At 59.9% G+C, this 15,713-nt stretch carries 17 protein-coding genes; 3 read left to right on the top strand and 14 right to left on the bottom strand.

Annotated elements, in window-relative coordinates:
• Positions 1 to 73: 73 nt before the first annotated feature.
• The 3 genes from FH08_RS0121385 to FH08_RS0121375 form a co-directional block, all read right to left on the bottom strand.
• Positions 74 to 616 (bottom strand): DUF2867 domain-containing protein, encoded by a 543-nt coding sequence (locus tag FH08_RS0121385; protein WP_031360315.1) that lies wholly within the window; start codon positions 614 to 616, stop codon positions 74 to 76.
• 198 nt (positions 617 to 814) lie between these two features.
• On the bottom strand, positions 815 to 1,270 hold the full coding sequence (locus FH08_RS0121380) for a hypothetical protein (RefSeq protein ID WP_031360314.1): 456 nt from the start codon (positions 1,268 to 1,270) through the stop codon (positions 815 to 817).
• A gap of 106 nt (positions 1,271 to 1,376) precedes the next feature.
• Positions 1,377 to 2,249 (bottom strand): LysR family transcriptional regulator, encoded by an 873-nt coding sequence (locus tag FH08_RS0121375; RefSeq protein ID WP_235210438.1) that lies wholly within the window; start codon positions 2,247 to 2,249, stop codon positions 1,377 to 1,379.
• Between the two features lie 111 nt (positions 2,250 to 2,360).
• Here FH08_RS0121375 and FH08_RS0121370 point away from each other — a divergent pair, with 111 nt between their 5' ends.
• The gene (locus FH08_RS0121370) at positions 2,361 to 3,668 is read left to right on the top strand and encodes an aspartate aminotransferase family protein (RefSeq protein WP_031360312.1); all 1,308 of its coding nucleotides are present in this window, start codon (positions 2,361 to 2,363) and stop codon (positions 3,666 to 3,668) included.
• Between the two features lie 75 nt (positions 3,669 to 3,743).
• On the opposite strand, the gene FH08_RS0121365 is transcribed toward FH08_RS0121370, so the two are convergent.
• Both FH08_RS0121365 and FH08_RS0121360 read right to left on the bottom strand, forming a co-directional pair.
• Positions 3,744 to 4,730 carry a SphA family protein gene (locus FH08_RS0121365; protein WP_081889531.1) on the bottom strand — a complete coding sequence of 329 codons (987 nt, stop codon included), beginning with the start codon at positions 4,728 to 4,730 and terminating at the stop codon, positions 3,744 to 3,746.
• Positions 4,731 to 4,915: 185 nt separating this feature from the next.
• Positions 4,916 to 5,896, bottom strand: a complete 981-nt coding sequence (locus tag FH08_RS0121360; RefSeq protein ID WP_031360310.1) for a GlxA family transcriptional regulator — start codon at positions 5,894 to 5,896, stop codon at positions 4,916 to 4,918.
• Between the two features lie 113 nt (positions 5,897 to 6,009).
• Between FH08_RS0121360 and FH08_RS0121355 the strand changes: the two genes are divergently transcribed.
• Positions 6,010 to 6,558, top strand: coding sequence for a cysteine hydrolase family protein (locus tag FH08_RS0121355; RefSeq protein ID WP_031360309.1), 549 nt, complete (start codon positions 6,010 to 6,012; stop codon positions 6,556 to 6,558).
• Here the strand turns inward: FH08_RS0121355 and FH08_RS0121350 are convergent.
• On the bottom strand, positions 6,555 to 7,451 hold the full coding sequence (locus FH08_RS0121350; protein ID WP_031360308.1) for an alpha/beta fold hydrolase: 897 nt from the start codon (positions 7,449 to 7,451) through the stop codon (positions 6,555 to 6,557). The genes FH08_RS0121355 and FH08_RS0121350 overlap by 4 nt on opposite strands.
• A gap of 295 nt (positions 7,452 to 7,746) precedes the next feature.
• Between FH08_RS0121350 and FH08_RS0121345 the strand changes: the two genes are divergently transcribed.
• Positions 7,747 to 8,511, top strand: a complete 765-nt coding sequence (locus tag FH08_RS0121345; RefSeq protein ID WP_031360307.1) for an IclR family transcriptional regulator — start codon at positions 7,747 to 7,749, stop codon at positions 8,509 to 8,511.
• Here FH08_RS0121345 and FH08_RS0121340 read toward each other — a convergent pair.
• The 8 genes from FH08_RS0121340 to FH08_RS0121305 all read right to left on the bottom strand — a co-directional run bounded on the left by FH08_RS0121340 (position 8,499) and on the right by FH08_RS0121305 (position 15,576).
• Positions 8,499 to 9,323, bottom strand: coding sequence for a citryl-CoA lyase (locus FH08_RS0121340; protein WP_031360306.1), 825 nt, complete (start codon positions 9,321 to 9,323; stop codon positions 8,499 to 8,501). The genes FH08_RS0121345 and FH08_RS0121340 overlap by 13 nt on opposite strands.
• A gap of 2 nt (positions 9,324 to 9,325) precedes the next feature.
• Entirely contained in the window at positions 9,326 to 10,525 is a 1,200-nt protein-coding gene (locus FH08_RS0121335) for a CaiB/BaiF CoA transferase family protein (RefSeq protein WP_031360305.1), read from the bottom strand.
• Positions 10,526 to 10,540: 15 nt separating this feature from the next.
• Positions 10,541 to 11,974, bottom strand: coding sequence for an MFS transporter (locus tag FH08_RS0121330; protein ID WP_031360304.1), 1,434 nt, complete (start codon positions 11,972 to 11,974; stop codon positions 10,541 to 10,543).
• Between the two features lie 183 nt (positions 11,975 to 12,157).
• A complete protein-coding gene (locus FH08_RS0121325) occupies positions 12,158 to 12,502 on the bottom strand; it encodes a c-type cytochrome (RefSeq protein WP_051888431.1) in 345 nt (114 codons plus the stop codon).
• Positions 12,503 to 12,517: 15 nt separating this feature from the next.
• Positions 12,518 to 12,841, bottom strand: coding sequence for a ribbon-helix-helix domain-containing protein (locus tag FH08_RS0121320; protein ID WP_031360302.1), 324 nt, complete (start codon positions 12,839 to 12,841; stop codon positions 12,518 to 12,520).
• A gap of 66 nt (positions 12,842 to 12,907) precedes the next feature.
• Positions 12,908 to 14,476 carry a GMC family oxidoreductase gene (locus FH08_RS0121315; protein ID WP_031360301.1) on the bottom strand — a complete coding sequence of 523 codons (1,569 nt, stop codon included), beginning with the start codon at positions 14,474 to 14,476 and terminating at the stop codon, positions 12,908 to 12,910.
• A gap of 45 nt (positions 14,477 to 14,521) precedes the next feature.
• On the bottom strand, positions 14,522 to 15,139 hold the full coding sequence (locus tag FH08_RS0121310) for a twin-arginine translocation signal domain-containing protein (protein ID WP_051888417.1): 618 nt from the start codon (positions 15,137 to 15,139) through the stop codon (positions 14,522 to 14,524).
• Positions 15,140 to 15,180: 41 nt separating this feature from the next.
• Positions 15,181 to 15,576: a VOC family protein gene (locus tag FH08_RS0121305; protein ID WP_031360299.1), complete on the bottom strand. Its 396-nt coding sequence runs from the start codon at positions 15,574 to 15,576 to the stop codon at positions 15,181 to 15,183.
• Positions 15,577 to 15,713 lie beyond the last annotated feature (137 nt).

The following is a 15,713-nucleotide window of genomic DNA, read 5'->3' as shown; positions in this document are numbered from 1 at the left end:
GGTTTCGCATCCGCGAAAGCGGATCTTGTGGCGCAATCGCCGATGTGTTGCGAAACGTCAAGCCCGAGCCGGCTCAGGAGCCATTAGGCCAGCCAATACGCGCAGCGCTGCGCATGCTTGATCGAACCACCATTTCATGGAATGGCCTGATCAGCAGGATGTAGGTACGCCCTAAAAGATTGTGGCATTGAACGACAGTCGATACCGTCAGGTAACGCCCGCCATCCGCGACATCTCCTCTCGTCTCCTGGAACACCGACACCCTGAAGTCGAGATGTTTGTCGTCCTCGCCGAGGACGATCTCATCGACGGTGCGCTCGTAGATCCTGAAAATGGAGACGTGCTTGTCCCGCTCGGTGCGTGCGGATTCCTCCAGGCCCTTCGCTGTCTTGAGGCCAAACCCGGCAACGAGCGCGTCGCGTATTCGCAAGAGCTTTCCAACCCATGCCGGCTGATGCGAAAACATGAATCGGGCGAGTAGCTCGGGATCGGTGGTGGCGTTGTCCGGCAAGCGGATGGTGTAGGCGTCCGCGAGGTTCGGATGCGCATAAATGCGCGTGACGCGTGAACTGGCCGGCAACGCGACGGAGGTGACGGACACACTTTGATTTTGCATGGGCAAGCGGCTCCGATGAGGGCTCGAGTGACGCAGACGAATTAACCGCGCCGCGAGCACGCTTCGTGACTGTACACCCGCTGTGTGCGGCGCCCATGCCGTGAATCCAGGCTATCTGCGAGAAGGTCTGATCTCACGGACAAGCCAGGCATGGTTGCCTGCCGACAAGTGGCCGCCGTGGCGAACACTTAACGCCCTTTACTGACCAGACGCATGTGCTCTGAGAAACGTTACATATCCATTCTGGGTCTTGATGATTTTCTCGGCACACTTGTCGTAGTCCGAACCTTTCGCGTTGTCCGGTCCATACATACCGCGGCACTGCGCAAAGAGGGTTAGCGTTGAGCCCGCACCTTTCGCAGCGCGGGTCGCCGAAAAGCTGGCCTTACCCGAACCGGAGGGTACGTCGGTGTCGATTGCGACCGCGTCTGCGCGCGTCACGGACGTGTCGGAATACTGTTCAATATAACGTTTTGTAAGCGCCCAGGCGGCGTCGCAGTTGGCCGCGTCGCAATCGACTGCGGCATTGCGTTGAGCGTCGGCAAGGCTGGCTTCGTTATGGACGAATTTCTGGGCTTGCGCCGCTTCCTTTTCGGGAGACGAGCAAGCAGTGAGTACAAGCGCAACGAGCGCACAAACAGCGATTTTTTTCACGGATAAAACTTCCCTGGCCACGTTTGAGCACGATTATAGCTGTGCGCCCGAAGCGTTCGCAGGTGGCTCGAACGGGTTGCGCAAGCATTGAGCCCGTCGGAATACGTCAGGACAAAAGCGGGGACATGGTTCTCAAGGTGCGGGTCATGACGTCCTTCACGCTCTCTACAAGAAGCGAATCGGCCGTACCCGAATACGAAACGACGGCAATGCCAACATGCGGAAGCGGCGGAAGCATCTCGCCAACGGGCATGATCCGCAAATCCGCAGGAACCGCTCCTCTCGTCAGCACGGCGACCGCTATCCCCGCCCTCACGATTGCCAGCAGCCCATCCTTGCTGACGCTCTCATAAGCCACGCGGTAGCTGACATTGGCACTTTCGAGCGCACGTCGCGCCGCCTGATGGTCGAGCGTTTCAGGCACCGACAAGGCTATTTGCAGAGGTCCATCGCTTGGCGGGTAGAAGTCTTGCGATGCAATCCACACCAGGTCCTCCCAGCGAATCACGCGTTCCAGATTCCCTTCCGGGGCGAGCGATATCAATGCCACATCCAGGCGACGTGCATCGAGCATTTTCTCGAGCAAGGGCGTAGGTGCACATACGACTTCCAGTGCAACCCGCGGATGCTGCGCCGCTATCGCGCGTAGCACGACCGGAAGGAACTCTGTGCAATAGTCCTCGGGGCATCCGAGCCGAATCGAACCGGTCATCCCGCGACCGGTCACATCGACCAGTGCTTCGTCATGCGCTCGCACCAGCCTTCGGGCGTGCGACAAGAGTCGATCTCCGCGCGACGTCAGTTCCACGCCGCGTGCGGTACGCACCAGCACCGCGCCATCGACGATCTCTTCGATCCGCTTGAGCTGCATGCTGATCGCGGATTGCGTGCGGCCGACTTCCGCCGCCGCGCGCGTAAGCGATCCGGCATTGGCTATTGCTACGAACGTCCTGAGCAAATCGAATTCCAGCTGCAACATGATGGCATCAGCTCCTCGAATGGCAGGCATGACAACTTTTCATTTCCACCCACCGGTTTAGTTCGCTTACATTGACCTGCAGCACATCCGCCCTCTACTCTGGACACAGTCATGTCAGCACAAACCGATCGGGACTTTTGGTCAAACGCTCAGCGGCACCTGATCCGCTACGGCGGTACATTCTCGCCCGTCATTATCGAGCGTGCCAGCGGCAGTCATGTCTATGATTCCACGGGCCGCGCGATACTCGATTTCACCTCGGGACAGATGAGCGCCATCCTCGGCCACTCTCATCCGGAAATCGCCGACGTCATTGCCGAAAGCGCACGCAATCTCACCCACCTTTTCAGCGGGATGCTCTCGCGCCCGGTAGTCGACCTGGCAACCCGGCTCGCCGGCATCGCGCCTGCAGGACTTGAACGGTCGTTGCTGCTCAGCACCGGTGGCGAAGCCAACGAAGCAGCGATCAAGATGGCGAAGCTCGTCACCGGCCGCCACGAGATAGTGAGCTTCGCTCAATCGTGGCATGGCATGACCGGCGGTGCGGCTTCGGCCACTTACAGCGCCGGCCGCAAGGGCTACGGTCCGGCCGCCGTGGGGTCCTTTGCCATTCCGGCCCCCTATCCGTACCGGCCACGGTTCGAGCGCAACGGCGCCTATGATTGGACGGCTGAACTCGACTATGCATTCGACCTGATCGACAGGCAGTCAAGCGGCAGCCTTGCGGCGTTCATCGCTGAGCCAATCCTGAGCTCGGGTGGCCTGATTGAACTGCCGCAAGGATATATGCGCGCGCTAAAGGAGAAGTGTGTCGAGCGCGGCATGCTGTTGATCGTGGACGAAGCCCAGACCGGCATGGGCAGAACTGGAACGATGTTCGCGTGCGAGCACGACGACGTAGTGCCCGACATCCTGACCTTGTCCAAGACGCTCGGCGCGGGACTGCCACTGGCTGCCGTGCTGACAACTCAGGAAATCGAGAGTCAGGCATACGAACGCGGGTTCCTCTTTTACACGACGCATGTGTCGGATCCCATGCCGGCCGCTGTCGGCCTCAAGGTCGTCGAGATCATCGAGCGGGATGGACTGGTTGAACGCGCAGCTAAAATGGGGTCGCATTTGCGCGATGGTCTGGAGACGCTTCAACGCCGCTTCGAATGCATAGGCGATGTGCGTGGACGTGGGCTGATGATCGGGATTGAAATCGTGGGCGACCGGTCAGCGAAAACTCCGGCGCCGGGTCTGTCAGCCGCCATCACACGTCGCTGCCTCGAGCTCGGCTTGCACATGAATATTGTCCAGTTGCCGGGACTCGGAGATGTCTTCCGCCTCGCTCCACCACTTACCATTGCAGAGGCTGAGGTCGATAGAGGGCTATCGATCATCGAGCAAGCTATCGAGGAGAGCGTGAACGTGTAGTAGCCGTCAGTGTTGTAGAGGCTGATGGGGAGGAGGCCGTTGACCGGCACATCCACCAGAAGCAGACCGTGGAGTTCAAAAAGCAATTGCCCCGCTGACCATGAAGGTGCGCGTGCTCGACAGCCGGTTCTGGCTGCTGACGGTGGGCACCCAGCGCGCGCTGAGCGAGAGCGGTGTCTTGCCATTCAATTTGGTGTCGTACGTCACGATTGGGCCTATGGCCAGATCGTGACCTCTGAAACCGTTGAGCTTGTCCGCGGTCGGGCCGCTGTCGTTCCCCAGTTGCTGCACAGTGCCGATAATCAGACCGGCACTAATGCCGTGCGGAAGGTGCTTGAGCGCCATGATGTCGAAGGTGAGCAACGGCGCATTCTGATAATCAGTTGCTGTATTCCGGGTGTAGAACTGCACACCCAACACGGCGTCGATCTGGAAACCCCATTCTGGAAAAATCCGCGTGTACGCGACCTGGGGAATGAATGTCCAGTTGTTCAGGCTCGGGTTAGCGAGCGCGTTCGGATCGTATTGACCCGTCGGGGCCCAGATATTGAAGCTGAACGCGACATGATCGACCTTGGTGATGTGGTACCCGGCAATGACAGGTGTGAAGTAAAGATCAAATAGATTCGAGGCTCTGTCCGATGTACTTGCTTGTCGTGCGCCTACACCGAGGGACGCATCGACCTTGGTCCAGACATACGGCAGCGTGATGCTGGAGGCAAAATTCCACGCGCCGGTATGCGTGTCCCATACCTTCATCAGCGTCGCGAGGGTAAACGCCACCTGACCGTCAATGCCCAATGAGGTCTTGCCCGCAATGGGCACTTCTCTATTCGCGCCGATCGAACCGTCGAGATAGATCTCGCTAAGATTCACAATAGTGAGAGGCTCGGGTGAAACGACGCCGCCGTCAGGCATGACGCTGGCTCCGGCAACTGGCCGCCCCAATCCCCCTTCAGTGGCGCTGGATTCTTCGCAAACCAATAAACTCGCCACAATCAGGATGACGGGACGAACCCATTGAACGCCAGCCGCATGTTTGATCCGGGAAAAGCGGAACATAGCTCACTCGCTTCGTGAAAAGGGTTCGGTCGACAATGCAGTCCCTTCCTCTCAGCTTCCGACCGATAATCGTTTTCAACTGTCGCGTCAACAAAGAGATGAAAAGTTTCGATCTGTGTATCTGCGATCGATACGGCCACTCTGTTGCGCAAACGCGAGTGTGCTTGCAACTGCATGAGTTATAGCTAGACACCTTCGCTTTGCGTTCGAAAGCGCTTTCTGTAATCGCCTGGAGACAGTCCGGTAAGCCGGATGAAGATTTTTCGAAATGATCCGACGTCCTCATAACCCACTTTCCAGGCAACCTGGTCGAACGATTGTTGGCTGGTTTCAAGCATCTCACGTGCTTTGCCAACCCGAAGATGCTGGCAATACTCTGTCGGGCGAAGACCGGTCGCCTTCTGAAATCGACGAAGAAATGTCCTTTCCTCTAACGCGGCGCGCTGAGCCATTGAAGCAACGGTGGGATGCTCGTCGCCACCCTTCTGTAACCAGTGCTGCACTTCAAGAATCGTTTTGTCGCCGTGATTGAGCTTCGGGGAGAAGGCGCTGTAATAGCGTTGCTCTCGCCCCGGGGGATCGACCAAAAGAAAACGGGCGGTTTCCACCATCGCTGCAGAACCGAGCAGGCGGTCGACTATCCTGAGTCCCAAATCGGGCCATGCCATCAAGCCGCCCGCGGTGAGGATGTCACCATCGTCAATGAGGAGTTTGTCAGCATCGACGTGGATCTCTGGAAAGCGCTCAGCAAGGAGCTGCGCCTGCGACCAATGCGTTGTCGCTGAGCGCCTCGCGAGCAGGCCGGTCTGCGCGAGAAGAAATGTCCCGACACAAACGGACGCCAGCACCGCGCCTCTCGCATGACAGTCGTTCAGCCATTGCACGATAGGAGCGAACGCATCGCCGGTGGGCAGTCCATCGAGTGAGGGAGGAACAATCACGAAATCAGGGGCGCTATCTGCCCACGGTGGGGAAGAGCTGCCAGCATCGAACTGAATGTGACTTACCCTGAGCATGGGGTGCCCAACACTTTTTTGCGGCGGCTTTGACCGCTGAAATAAACGCTCTGCAATGTGAAACAGATCTGTCAGCCCATGAACGGCAGCAAGCTGGCTGCCCGGGTATATCAGCAACGCGATCTCCACGGGCGCAATTTTCTTTGCCATTGTCAGTTTTACCTCGTCTTTTGTCAGTCCTGCCAATTCGCCAAACAATCGCGAAAGCTTACTCTTGAGTCTCAGAGAACGATCGGATTTCTCGTCAATACCAGGAGATGGATATGACCAAGCGCGCACTTATCATCGTAGACCTGCAGAACGATTACTTCCCAGGTGGGAAATGGACATTGACGGGCATCGAGGCCGCTGCCGCCAATGCGGCGCGCCTTCTTCAATCAGCACGTGCCGCCGGGCATCTCGTCGTGCACGTTCGCCATGAGTCCCCGAAGAGCGACGCGGCGTTTTTCGTTGCAGGTTCCGAAGGTGCCGCGATCGCTCCGCAAGTGGTTAATAGGGAAGGGGAGCACGTGGTCTTGAAACATCAAATCAATGCCTTTCGTGACACTGATCTCAAGAATATTCTGGATACCAATGGTATCGAGGAAGTGGTTATCGCCGGAGCAATGAGCCACATGTGTGTGGACGCGATCACGCGGGCATCTGTCGACTTTGGCTACAAGGCGACGGTTATACACGATGCCGTTGCTACGCTCGATATGGAGTTCGACGGCGTCAAGGTTCCTGCCGCCCACGTGCACGCGGCCTTCATGGCAGCGCTTGGCTTCGCCTATGCAACCATGCTGTCCACGGATCAATACATCAGCGCTTAGTCACTACGCAGATGCGCGATCACCAGATCCGCCACCGCGTCGGGCGCTTCGCGAGGCGGAAAGTGCCCCACACCATCCAGCACGACTCGCCGATACCCGCCCGTGAAATGCCCCTCCATCCCTTCCGATAAAGCCGGTTCATCGCAGAAATCGGCGCCGCCCTGGATCATCAGCGTGGGTGTCGAAAGTTGGTCGATGATCGCCAGTTTCTCCCGCAGCGAGGCATACGCCGGATCGGAACCTTCGCCCTGACGCCAGCGCCGCCGATAACCGTTGAGCGTGATGGGCACCCAGTCGGGGTTATCGAAGGCGGCGGCGGTGCGAGTGAATTCGTCATCGTCGAACCAGCCGGGCGGGGACCATGTATCCCATTGCAAACGCGCGAAACCTTTCGGATCGGCGGCGACTGCAGCGGGAGCGGCATCGAGTGCCATGAACCATTGATACCAAAACTTCCGCGCTTGCGAGAAGTGGGGCAATTCGAACGCGCCGTTCGGCTGGAATGCCAGTGCGAGTGCCGCGATACGCCCAATGCGCCCGGGAAACAACGCCGCTAGCGTGTAGGCCGCGCGTGCGCCCCAGTCGTGGCCGACGACATCGAAACGATCGATTCCCAGGACATCGGCGAGATCGATCACGTCTTGCGCGAGCGCTACACCGGAACCGTCGCGTACCGTGTCGGCCGACAGAAAGCGCGTGTCGCCGGCGCCGCGCAAGTCCGGAACAATCGCTCGAAAACCCGCTGCGGCGAGGCGTGCCGCCACGGGCGCCCAGGCGCGCGCGGCATCGGGCCAGCCGTGCAGCAGCATGACGGGCGGCCCGTCGGCCGGTCCGGACTCGGTGTAGGCAATAGCGAGTGAGGGCGTGCGTGCCAGGAGCTTCCGGTCGTCCATGCGCGTTCTCCACGAGATTGGCGAATTCCGTTCGACACGTAAATGCTGCCACGTATTCCAACGCTCCGCACGCTGCGCTATCTCCCTAAAAAGCAACTAACAATCTGACCCGCCGGACGCCTGCAAATTTGTCATCTGCCATCGCCCGATCGAAGCACTTTTGAAATTCATCAAGGCGGGTTCCGCAGGGAAGGGGGCTTCCGGCCTCTTATATGAACCGTATGAGACGCGCCCGGCATCGCGTAAAATTCCTCTTCGATACAAACACAAGACGCTTCGCCCACGTCACTTAACCATGCAAACGCCTGAGATCAAAGCTGGCCCGAAAGAGAGCGAAGGCGTTGCCGTCATCGACCGTGCTTGCGCGATCCTGTTCGCGTTCAAGCCGGACGATGGGTCGCTGACGCTCGCCGAGCTCGCGGCGCGTACCGGGCTCTATAAAAGCACGCTGCTTCGCCTCGCAGGCGCGCTGATCCAGCACCGCTTGCTGCTGCGTCTCGACGACGGCCGCTATCAGCTCGGCGCAGCCACTTTCATGCTTGGCGCGTTGTATCAACGCAGTCTAAATCTCGGCGATATCCTCGTCCCGCTGATGCGCGAGCTCGCCGAAATCAGCGGCGAAAGCGTGTCGTTCTATGTGCGTGACGAAGCTGTGCGCGTGTGTTTGCATCGTGTGGATTCGACGCATGCGGTGCGTTATCACGTGCGCGAAGGCGATGTGCTGCCGCTGGAAAGCGGGTCGGGAGGTTTGGCGCTGCTCGCGTTCGGCGGCGCTGAAGGCGAAGTGTTTGAGCGCATTCGCGACGACTTTTACTGTGTCTCCATGGGCGAACGTGATCGCGAGACAGCCGGCATGTCGATGCCCGTCTTCGGCGTGCGCCAAACCGTGCGCGGCGTGTTGACGCTCGCGGGTCCGAGCTCACGGATCGATCAGGCATTCGTTGCGCGCAACCTTGGCGCGTTGTTCGACTGCGCCGCCCGTGCAACCGATGCACTCGGCGGCGACGCGCGCGCGTTGCGCAACGCGCAACGCCACACGGCCGAGGTTCAAGGCAAATGACGCTCGGGCTTGCCCGTATATTTGTAGGCCATCTGACGCGGCATCGGACCTTTATTGCGCTCGTTGCGCCCGCGTTGTTCCCACGCATGCGACAGGATCCCGACCGCACGCGATAAGCAAAACACCCCACGCGCCAACTCCGGCGCGAAGCCGAGTTCCGCGTAGATCACGGCCGTTGCGCCGTCGATGTTCATCGGCACGGGCTTGTTTTTCCGCTGATGCAGTAACGCTTCAATAGCGCGTGCGACCGCCGCGTATCGTCCGCTGATTGCGCCTTGTTCGACGCTGGCATCGACCAGGGCGAGCAGCTTGACCGCACGCGGATCCACGGGATGAAAACGATGCCCGAAGCCAGGCAGATACTTGCCCTTCGTTTCGATGAACGCATCCACGCCTTGCGCCACGGCGTCGCTTAACGTGGCGCCTGAGTCTTCGAGCGCGACGATTGCATCGTATAGCTCGACCGCTTGCTGGCCCGCGCCACCGTGGACATCGTCGAGTGCATTGATCGCCGACGCCATCGCGCCATTCAGCGGCAAGCCGCAGCTCGTCGCCATGCGCGAGATGGCGATGGACGGCGCGTGCGGGCCATGATCCACCGACGCCACGAGCGCCGCTTCAAACAAAGCCGCCTGCGCTTTATCCGGCAGTTCGCCACGCAGCATCAGCCAGATCATCTGCGGGAAGCTGACCGCGCCGATCAGCTCCTGAATCGGAAAGCCGCGAACTTTGATCGATCCCGGATGGATATCGATGATCGATGTGCTCCAGTAATCTGCAGCGAGCGTGGCGGCGTCAAAAGTTTGCGTCATGTTCAGATCACTCCTTCGGCGCGCAGTGCGTCGATCTGTGTGTCGTCGAAACCGAGCGTTGCAAGATGCTCGCGCGTGTTGGCGGACAAGGTCGGTGCGGGGGTGGAGGGCGCGGTGTCGGCATCGGAGAAACGGAAGCCTGCACGGGTGACGCGTTGCCGGGTCGTGGCGTCGTCGCTGTTGAACTCGTGCACGAATTCACGCGATACCAGATGCGGATGCGCGAGGATTTCCGGCACCGACATCACGCGCCCAACCGGCACGCCGGCCTCGGTAAACTTCGCATCCCAGTTCATCGCGCTGTCTGTCGCCAACGCTTCTTCAATCTCCGCCTTCAACGCGGCACGATTCACCTTGCGCGTGTTGCGCTCGGAAAAGCGCGGATCATCGGAGAGATCCGGCCGCCCGATCAAGCGGCACAAACTCACGAACTGCTTCGTTTCATTCGCCGCGATGTTCAGCAAACCGTCGCCCGTCTTGAACGTGCCCGATGGCGCGGCGGTGAAGTTCTCGTTGCCCATCGGCGCGGGCGTCACACCGGCGTTCAGGTAGTTCGACACGACCCAGCCCATGGTGGAGAGCGTGGCTTCGAGCATCGATACATCGAGCATTCTGCCGCGACCATTCGCGCGGGCATCGACTAACGCGGCGCAAATGCCGAACGCTGCAGTCAGGCCACCGACCGTATCCGAGACCGGATATCCCACGCGTAGAGGCGCGCTCTCGGCATCGCCCGTTACGCTCATCACGCCGGAAATGCCCTGGATGATCTGGTCGTATGCCGGCCGCTTCGAAAATTCGCCATCCTTACCAAAACCAGAGATCGCGCAATAGACGAGCTTTGGATTGATCTCGCTTAAGGCCTCGTAACCAAGATCCAAGCGCGTCATCACGCCGGGCCGGAAGTTCTCCACGAGCACGTCCGCCGTCTTCACGAGCGAGCGCAGGATCTCCTTGCCGCGCGCATCTTTCAGGTTCAGCGTGATCGACTGCTTGCCTGCGTTGACGGCCACGAACGACGCACCCATGTCGCGCGCCGACGCGTCTTTATCGGCGCCCAGGCGTCTGGCCAGATCACCGCCTTCCGGATGCTCGACCTTGATCACTTCCGCGCCGAGCAGCGCGAGTTGATACGCGCAGAACGGCCCGGCCAATACATTCGATAAATCCAGCACCCGCACGCCAGTTAACGGAAGCGTCATGTCAAAACCTCATGTTCATTGCGAAATTTCATCGAGATTGCGGTTGTTGGTACGCGGGCCGAAGATGCCGATCGCGCCCATCACCATCACCATCGATACGCTGATCAGAGCGAACACGCCGGTCACTTCGAAGTGGCGCAGTGCGAACGCGATCATGAAGCCGGAAAACATGGCTGAAAGACGCGAGATGGAATAGACGAAACCGACGGCGCGAGCACGCAGGCGCGTGGGGAACAGCTCGGTCTGGTAAGCGTGATACCCGACGGAAAGCAACGTCCCGCAGAGCGTGATCAGCACGCCGAGGATCATCAGCATGACCGGCGATGTCTGGGTGGCGAACAAGCTGCCGAACACTACGATGCCGAACGCCGATAACACGATCAGCGTCTTCCGTTCGATCCGGTCCGCAATCGCCATCCCGATGAGCGGTCCAAACGGATTCGAGATCGCGATGACGAACGAGTACAGCAAGCTATGCGTGATCGTGACGCCCTTGGAGACGAGCAGCGTCGGCACCCAGGATGCAAAGCCGTAGAACCCGATTGCCTGGAAGAAATTGAAGACGAGCATCGTGATCGCGCGCTTGCGATACGGCGGCTGCCAGATTTCGCGGAACGCGGCTTTCGTTGTCGCCGGCTCGACGGTTGCGACCGGCGTCGGTAACGCGCGTCCGTACTGCGCAGCGACCTTGGCCTCGATCGCTTGCAGCACCGTCTCCGCTTCCGCCGTGCGGCCTTGTTGCGCGAGCCAACGCGGACTTTCAGGCACGCGCCGGCGGATCGCCCAGACCACGATCGCACCCAGCGCGCCGATGATCACCACCCAGCGCCACCCGTCCAGACCGAAGGGCTTTTGCGGCACGAGCCACCACGCTAGAAACGCGACCGAGGGCACCGCCGAATATTGAACCAGGTGCACGAACGCGAAGGCGCGGCCGCGCAGATGTTTGGGGACGAGCTCGCTCACGTAGGTATCGATGGTTACCAACTCGACGCCCACGCCGATGCCTGCAATCAGCCGCCACAGGTTGATTGAGGGCGCGGTGGTTTGCAGCGCCATGATCAGCGTTGCCGCGGAGTACCAGAGCAGCGAGACGGTGAAGACCGTGCGGCGGCCGTATTTATCGGCGAGGCCTGCGAGGAAGAACGTACCGATGAACAGTCCCGCAAACGATGCAGCCACGAACGCCCCGAGTCCCGAGACGCCGAAGAAGGACGCTGTTGTCGTGGAATAGAGGCCGCTTTTGACGAGGCCCGGGCCCACGTACGCGGTGAAAAACAGGTCGTAGAATTCGAACCAGCCGCCGATGGAGAGCAGGAACACCAGCATCCAGACGGAACGCGTCGCCGGCAGCCGGTCGATGCGCGCATTGATGCCGAACGTCGTATCGCCCACGCCGGTGCTTGAATTAGGCGACCCGTGTGTCGCATCGATTGGCACGCTTGCCATTGAACCCTCCTATGGGCGTCTCGTGTCGTGACGTCGTTCTGTCTAATAGAACTACGTTCTGTTTAACGGTGACGCGAGAGTAGTGCGTGAGGAGGTCGCGCGAAATCAGGGGTTTTACCTAGACAGGGGAGGAATATCGCGCGCTGCATGGAAAGGCAGCGCGCTTGAACTTGATGCAGCGGCCTACTTATCCGGCGCGCCGGCGAGAATCCACGCGATCACGGTATGCAGGTCAGCGTCGCTGATATTAGGGTTAGGCGGCATGGGGACTTCTCCCCAGACGAAGGCCCCGCCGTTGCGGACTTTGGCGAACAGCTTGTCGGGCGCCGTAGCGTCCCCGTGATACTTCTTCGCGATCTCTCGATACGCCGGCCCGACGACCTGCGAATCCACGGCATGACAGGAGAGACAGTTATTCTTCTGTACGATCGACAAGGCGGCCGCAGCGTCCGGCGCCGCCTGCGCCGGCAAGCCAACCGCCGCGAATAGTACCCCGCAAGACCATATCGCCCATGTTCGTCCGGCCATCGGTTTTGTCATTAGTCAGCCCGCCACCTTGTCAGTCGTCGCCGCTGCCACGTGGCTGCGAAAATCCATCGATGCGTTCGCCCTCAGCCCTTGATATCGAAGACAGGTGACGCGCAGGAACGACGCAAAATTCGTCGTTTCGCCCAAATGCTGTGTGATCTCTTCATGCAACTTCGCGATGAGCTGGTTGGTCGTCATGTCGTTGTCGGCGGCGAGTTCGGACAAGGTCTGCCAGAACAGGTTTTCCAGCCGGATGGTTGTCGTCACGCCGCTGATGCGCACCGAGCGCGCGCGGCATTCATAGAGAATGGGATCGGTTTGAGCGTAAATCCTGCACATGGACAGCTCCTCACAATGAAGAAGGAACCGCCGGGCGGCGGCTCCTGCGGCTCATTTTGCAAGCCTCTAAATGCTACGCCGTTTCATCTGGTCCGCGATGTAATCCGATTGCCGGATCGCCAGCGACACGATTGTCAGTGTCGGATTTTCGGCCGCGCTGGTCGTGAACTGACTGCCGTCGGAGATAAACAGGTTCGGTACGTCGAAGGTCTGGCCGTGCTTGTTGCAGACGCCGTCACTCGCCTTCGCGCTCATCCGGCATGTGCCGAGATTGTGCGTGGACGGGTAGGGCGGCGTGCGCAACGTCTTCACCGCTCCGGCTGCCGCGTAGATTGCCTCACCTTGCTTGAACGCATGATCGCGCATGGCGATGTCATTGGGATGATCGTCGTAATGGACGTTGGCAACCGGCAACCCGACCTGATCCTTCACGTCGTGATTCAGCGTGACACGGTTGGTCTCACGCGGCATGTCCTCGCCGACAATCCACATGCCGGCGGTATTTACGTAGTTATCCATATAGTAAGTGAAGTCCGATCCCCACGCGCCCGGATCCAGGAATGCGGCGGCGAACGGCAAGCCGAGCGAGATGGTCTCCATTTCATAACCGCCCGCAAAACCGCGCTTCGGATTGAACTCGGCTTCGTCCGTGACGATGCCGGCCATCACCGTGCCGCGATAAAAATGCACGGGTTCCTTGAACACACCGAACACCGAGCCCGTGGTATGCCGCATGTAATTGCGTCCCACCTGGCCCGAGCTGTTAGCGAGGCCGTCAGGATGCTTCGATGATTCCGAGAGCAATAACAGGCGTGGAGTTTCTATCGAGTTTCCCGCGACGCAGACCACGCGTGCGCGCTGACGCTGCTGTTTGCCGTCGGCATCGAGGTAGACCACGCCGCTGGCCTTGCCGGCCGCGTTCGTCTCAATGCGCATCACATGCGACTCCGGCCGCAATTCGAGCCTGCCCGTGGCTTCGCCCGCGGGAATCTCCGTATAGAGCGTCGACCATTTCGCGCCCGACTTGCAGCCCTGGAAACAGAAGCCGAGCTGCATGCAGCGGCCACGCCCGGCGCGCGGCCGGCTGTTGATCGCCATGTGACCGGTACTGCAGTTCTTGTAGCCGACCTTCGTTGCGCCGTCGTAGAAGATCTTGAAGTTGTTGTTGCCCGGCAGACCCGGAACGCCGTTCGTGCGCGTGACGCCCATCTTGTCTTCGGCGCGTGCGTAGTAGGGCTCAAGATCGGCAAGCGTGATCGGCCAGTCGAGCAGGTTCGCCTGATCGATGGAACCATAGGTCGTACGCGCCTTGAACTCGTGCTCATGAATCCGCAGCGACGCGCCCGCCCAGTGCGTGGTCGTCCCGCCTACGGTCTTGCAGATCCACGCCGGCAGTTCAGGGAAGTCCTTGGCCACGCGCCAGTTGCCTGACGTGGTGCGTTTATCGGTCCAGGCGAGTTGCCCGAAGGACTTCCATTCGTCGTTGATGAAGGTGGCCGACGACTGGCGCTTGCCCGCCTCCAGCACGACCACTTTCACCCCTTTCTGACATAACTCGTTCGCCAGCGTCCCGCCGCCCGCGCCCGAACCGACGATCACGACAACGGAGTCGTCGTTGTAGTCGAACTTAGCCATGCTTGCCTCCTCGGCAGTATCAGATGTGCGCCACTATCCCGACTTTTACGCGACCGGCGGACTTGCGTCGGCGGGTGGGTTGGGCAGCCAGGTCAGGTCGTTGAAGCCGCGATACACGTAACCGCCCTTGCTGAACGCTTCACCTTCGTAGCCGAAATGGGCAAACGCCATTTCGTTGTTATAGAGCGAGGTGACGCACTGGCCACGCACGAGCAGGACGAACGGATCGGTCTGGTTGGCTTCGACAATGGCGGTTCGCTGCGCATCCGAGAGGCTTGCGGTGTCGTTCCATTTACCGGACGCAGCATTGTTCAGTTTCGCCACGCCGGTCTTGATGACATCGATGGTCTTCGGGTCGGTGGCCTTTGCATCCACGTCCTTGGCCACGAGTGCGTAGACTGCATCCGGCAGCGTCTTATGCGGGTAGAGGGTACGCGCGAGCACCATGATGGCGTCGGCCTGGTTCTGATCGATATGGCTAAGTTCCACCGCCCAGGCGCGGCTTGGCGCAAGCAGGGCGATGGGCGTGCCGGCCACGAGCAAACCGGTCAGCACGACGGAACCTTGGAGGAAGTGTCTGCGGCTCACGCGCGCAGACGATATGACGGGGGTCGCATTGCCGGTCTCGGCGGCGACTATGGCAATGGGGATTGCCTTGGGCATGATTCGTCTCCTTTTATATTGTGTACAGCGCCAACGTCAGTTCATACGTAGTGACCCTCCCTGGATAGCACCTCGATCTTGTAGCCGTCGGGATCGGTGATGAAGAAAAAGCGTGCGGCGATGGCGCCGTTGTGGCTCAGTGATTTCAGGTCGCCTGGTTGCATGCCCTGGCTTAGCAGACGGTCGCGGAATGCTTCGATGTCGTCGACAGCGAATGCAACGTGGCCATAGCCCGTGCCGTGCGTGTAAGGCGTGGTCGTGCCTTTGTTCAACGTGAGTTCTATCTCGGCGCCGCTCTCCGCATCGCGGAGATAAACGAGCGTGAAGGTATCGAAGTCGAGGCGATGAGACTCGCGCATGCCGAACGCGTCTCGGTAGAACGCGATGGATGGATCCAGCGATTCAACGCGAATCATGAGGTGAAGGAATTTGGTCATGCCGGAACTCGTGTCATAGCGTCGCTTCAGTATGCAGCGTTGACAGAAAAGAAGGTAATAGCGGGTTATTACGACGGGGGAGTTTCGTCGGGTTAAACACCTAGGGCGGGGGTTTTCGCTCGCGCTTGGGGAGGGGT

The sequence above is a fragment of the Caballeronia sordidicola genome (assembly GCF_000729995.1).
Classification (GTDB): Bacteria; Pseudomonadota; Gammaproteobacteria; order Burkholderiales; family Burkholderiaceae; genus Caballeronia; species Caballeronia sordidicola_A.
This window is presented reverse-complemented; position numbering and strand designations above follow the sequence as displayed.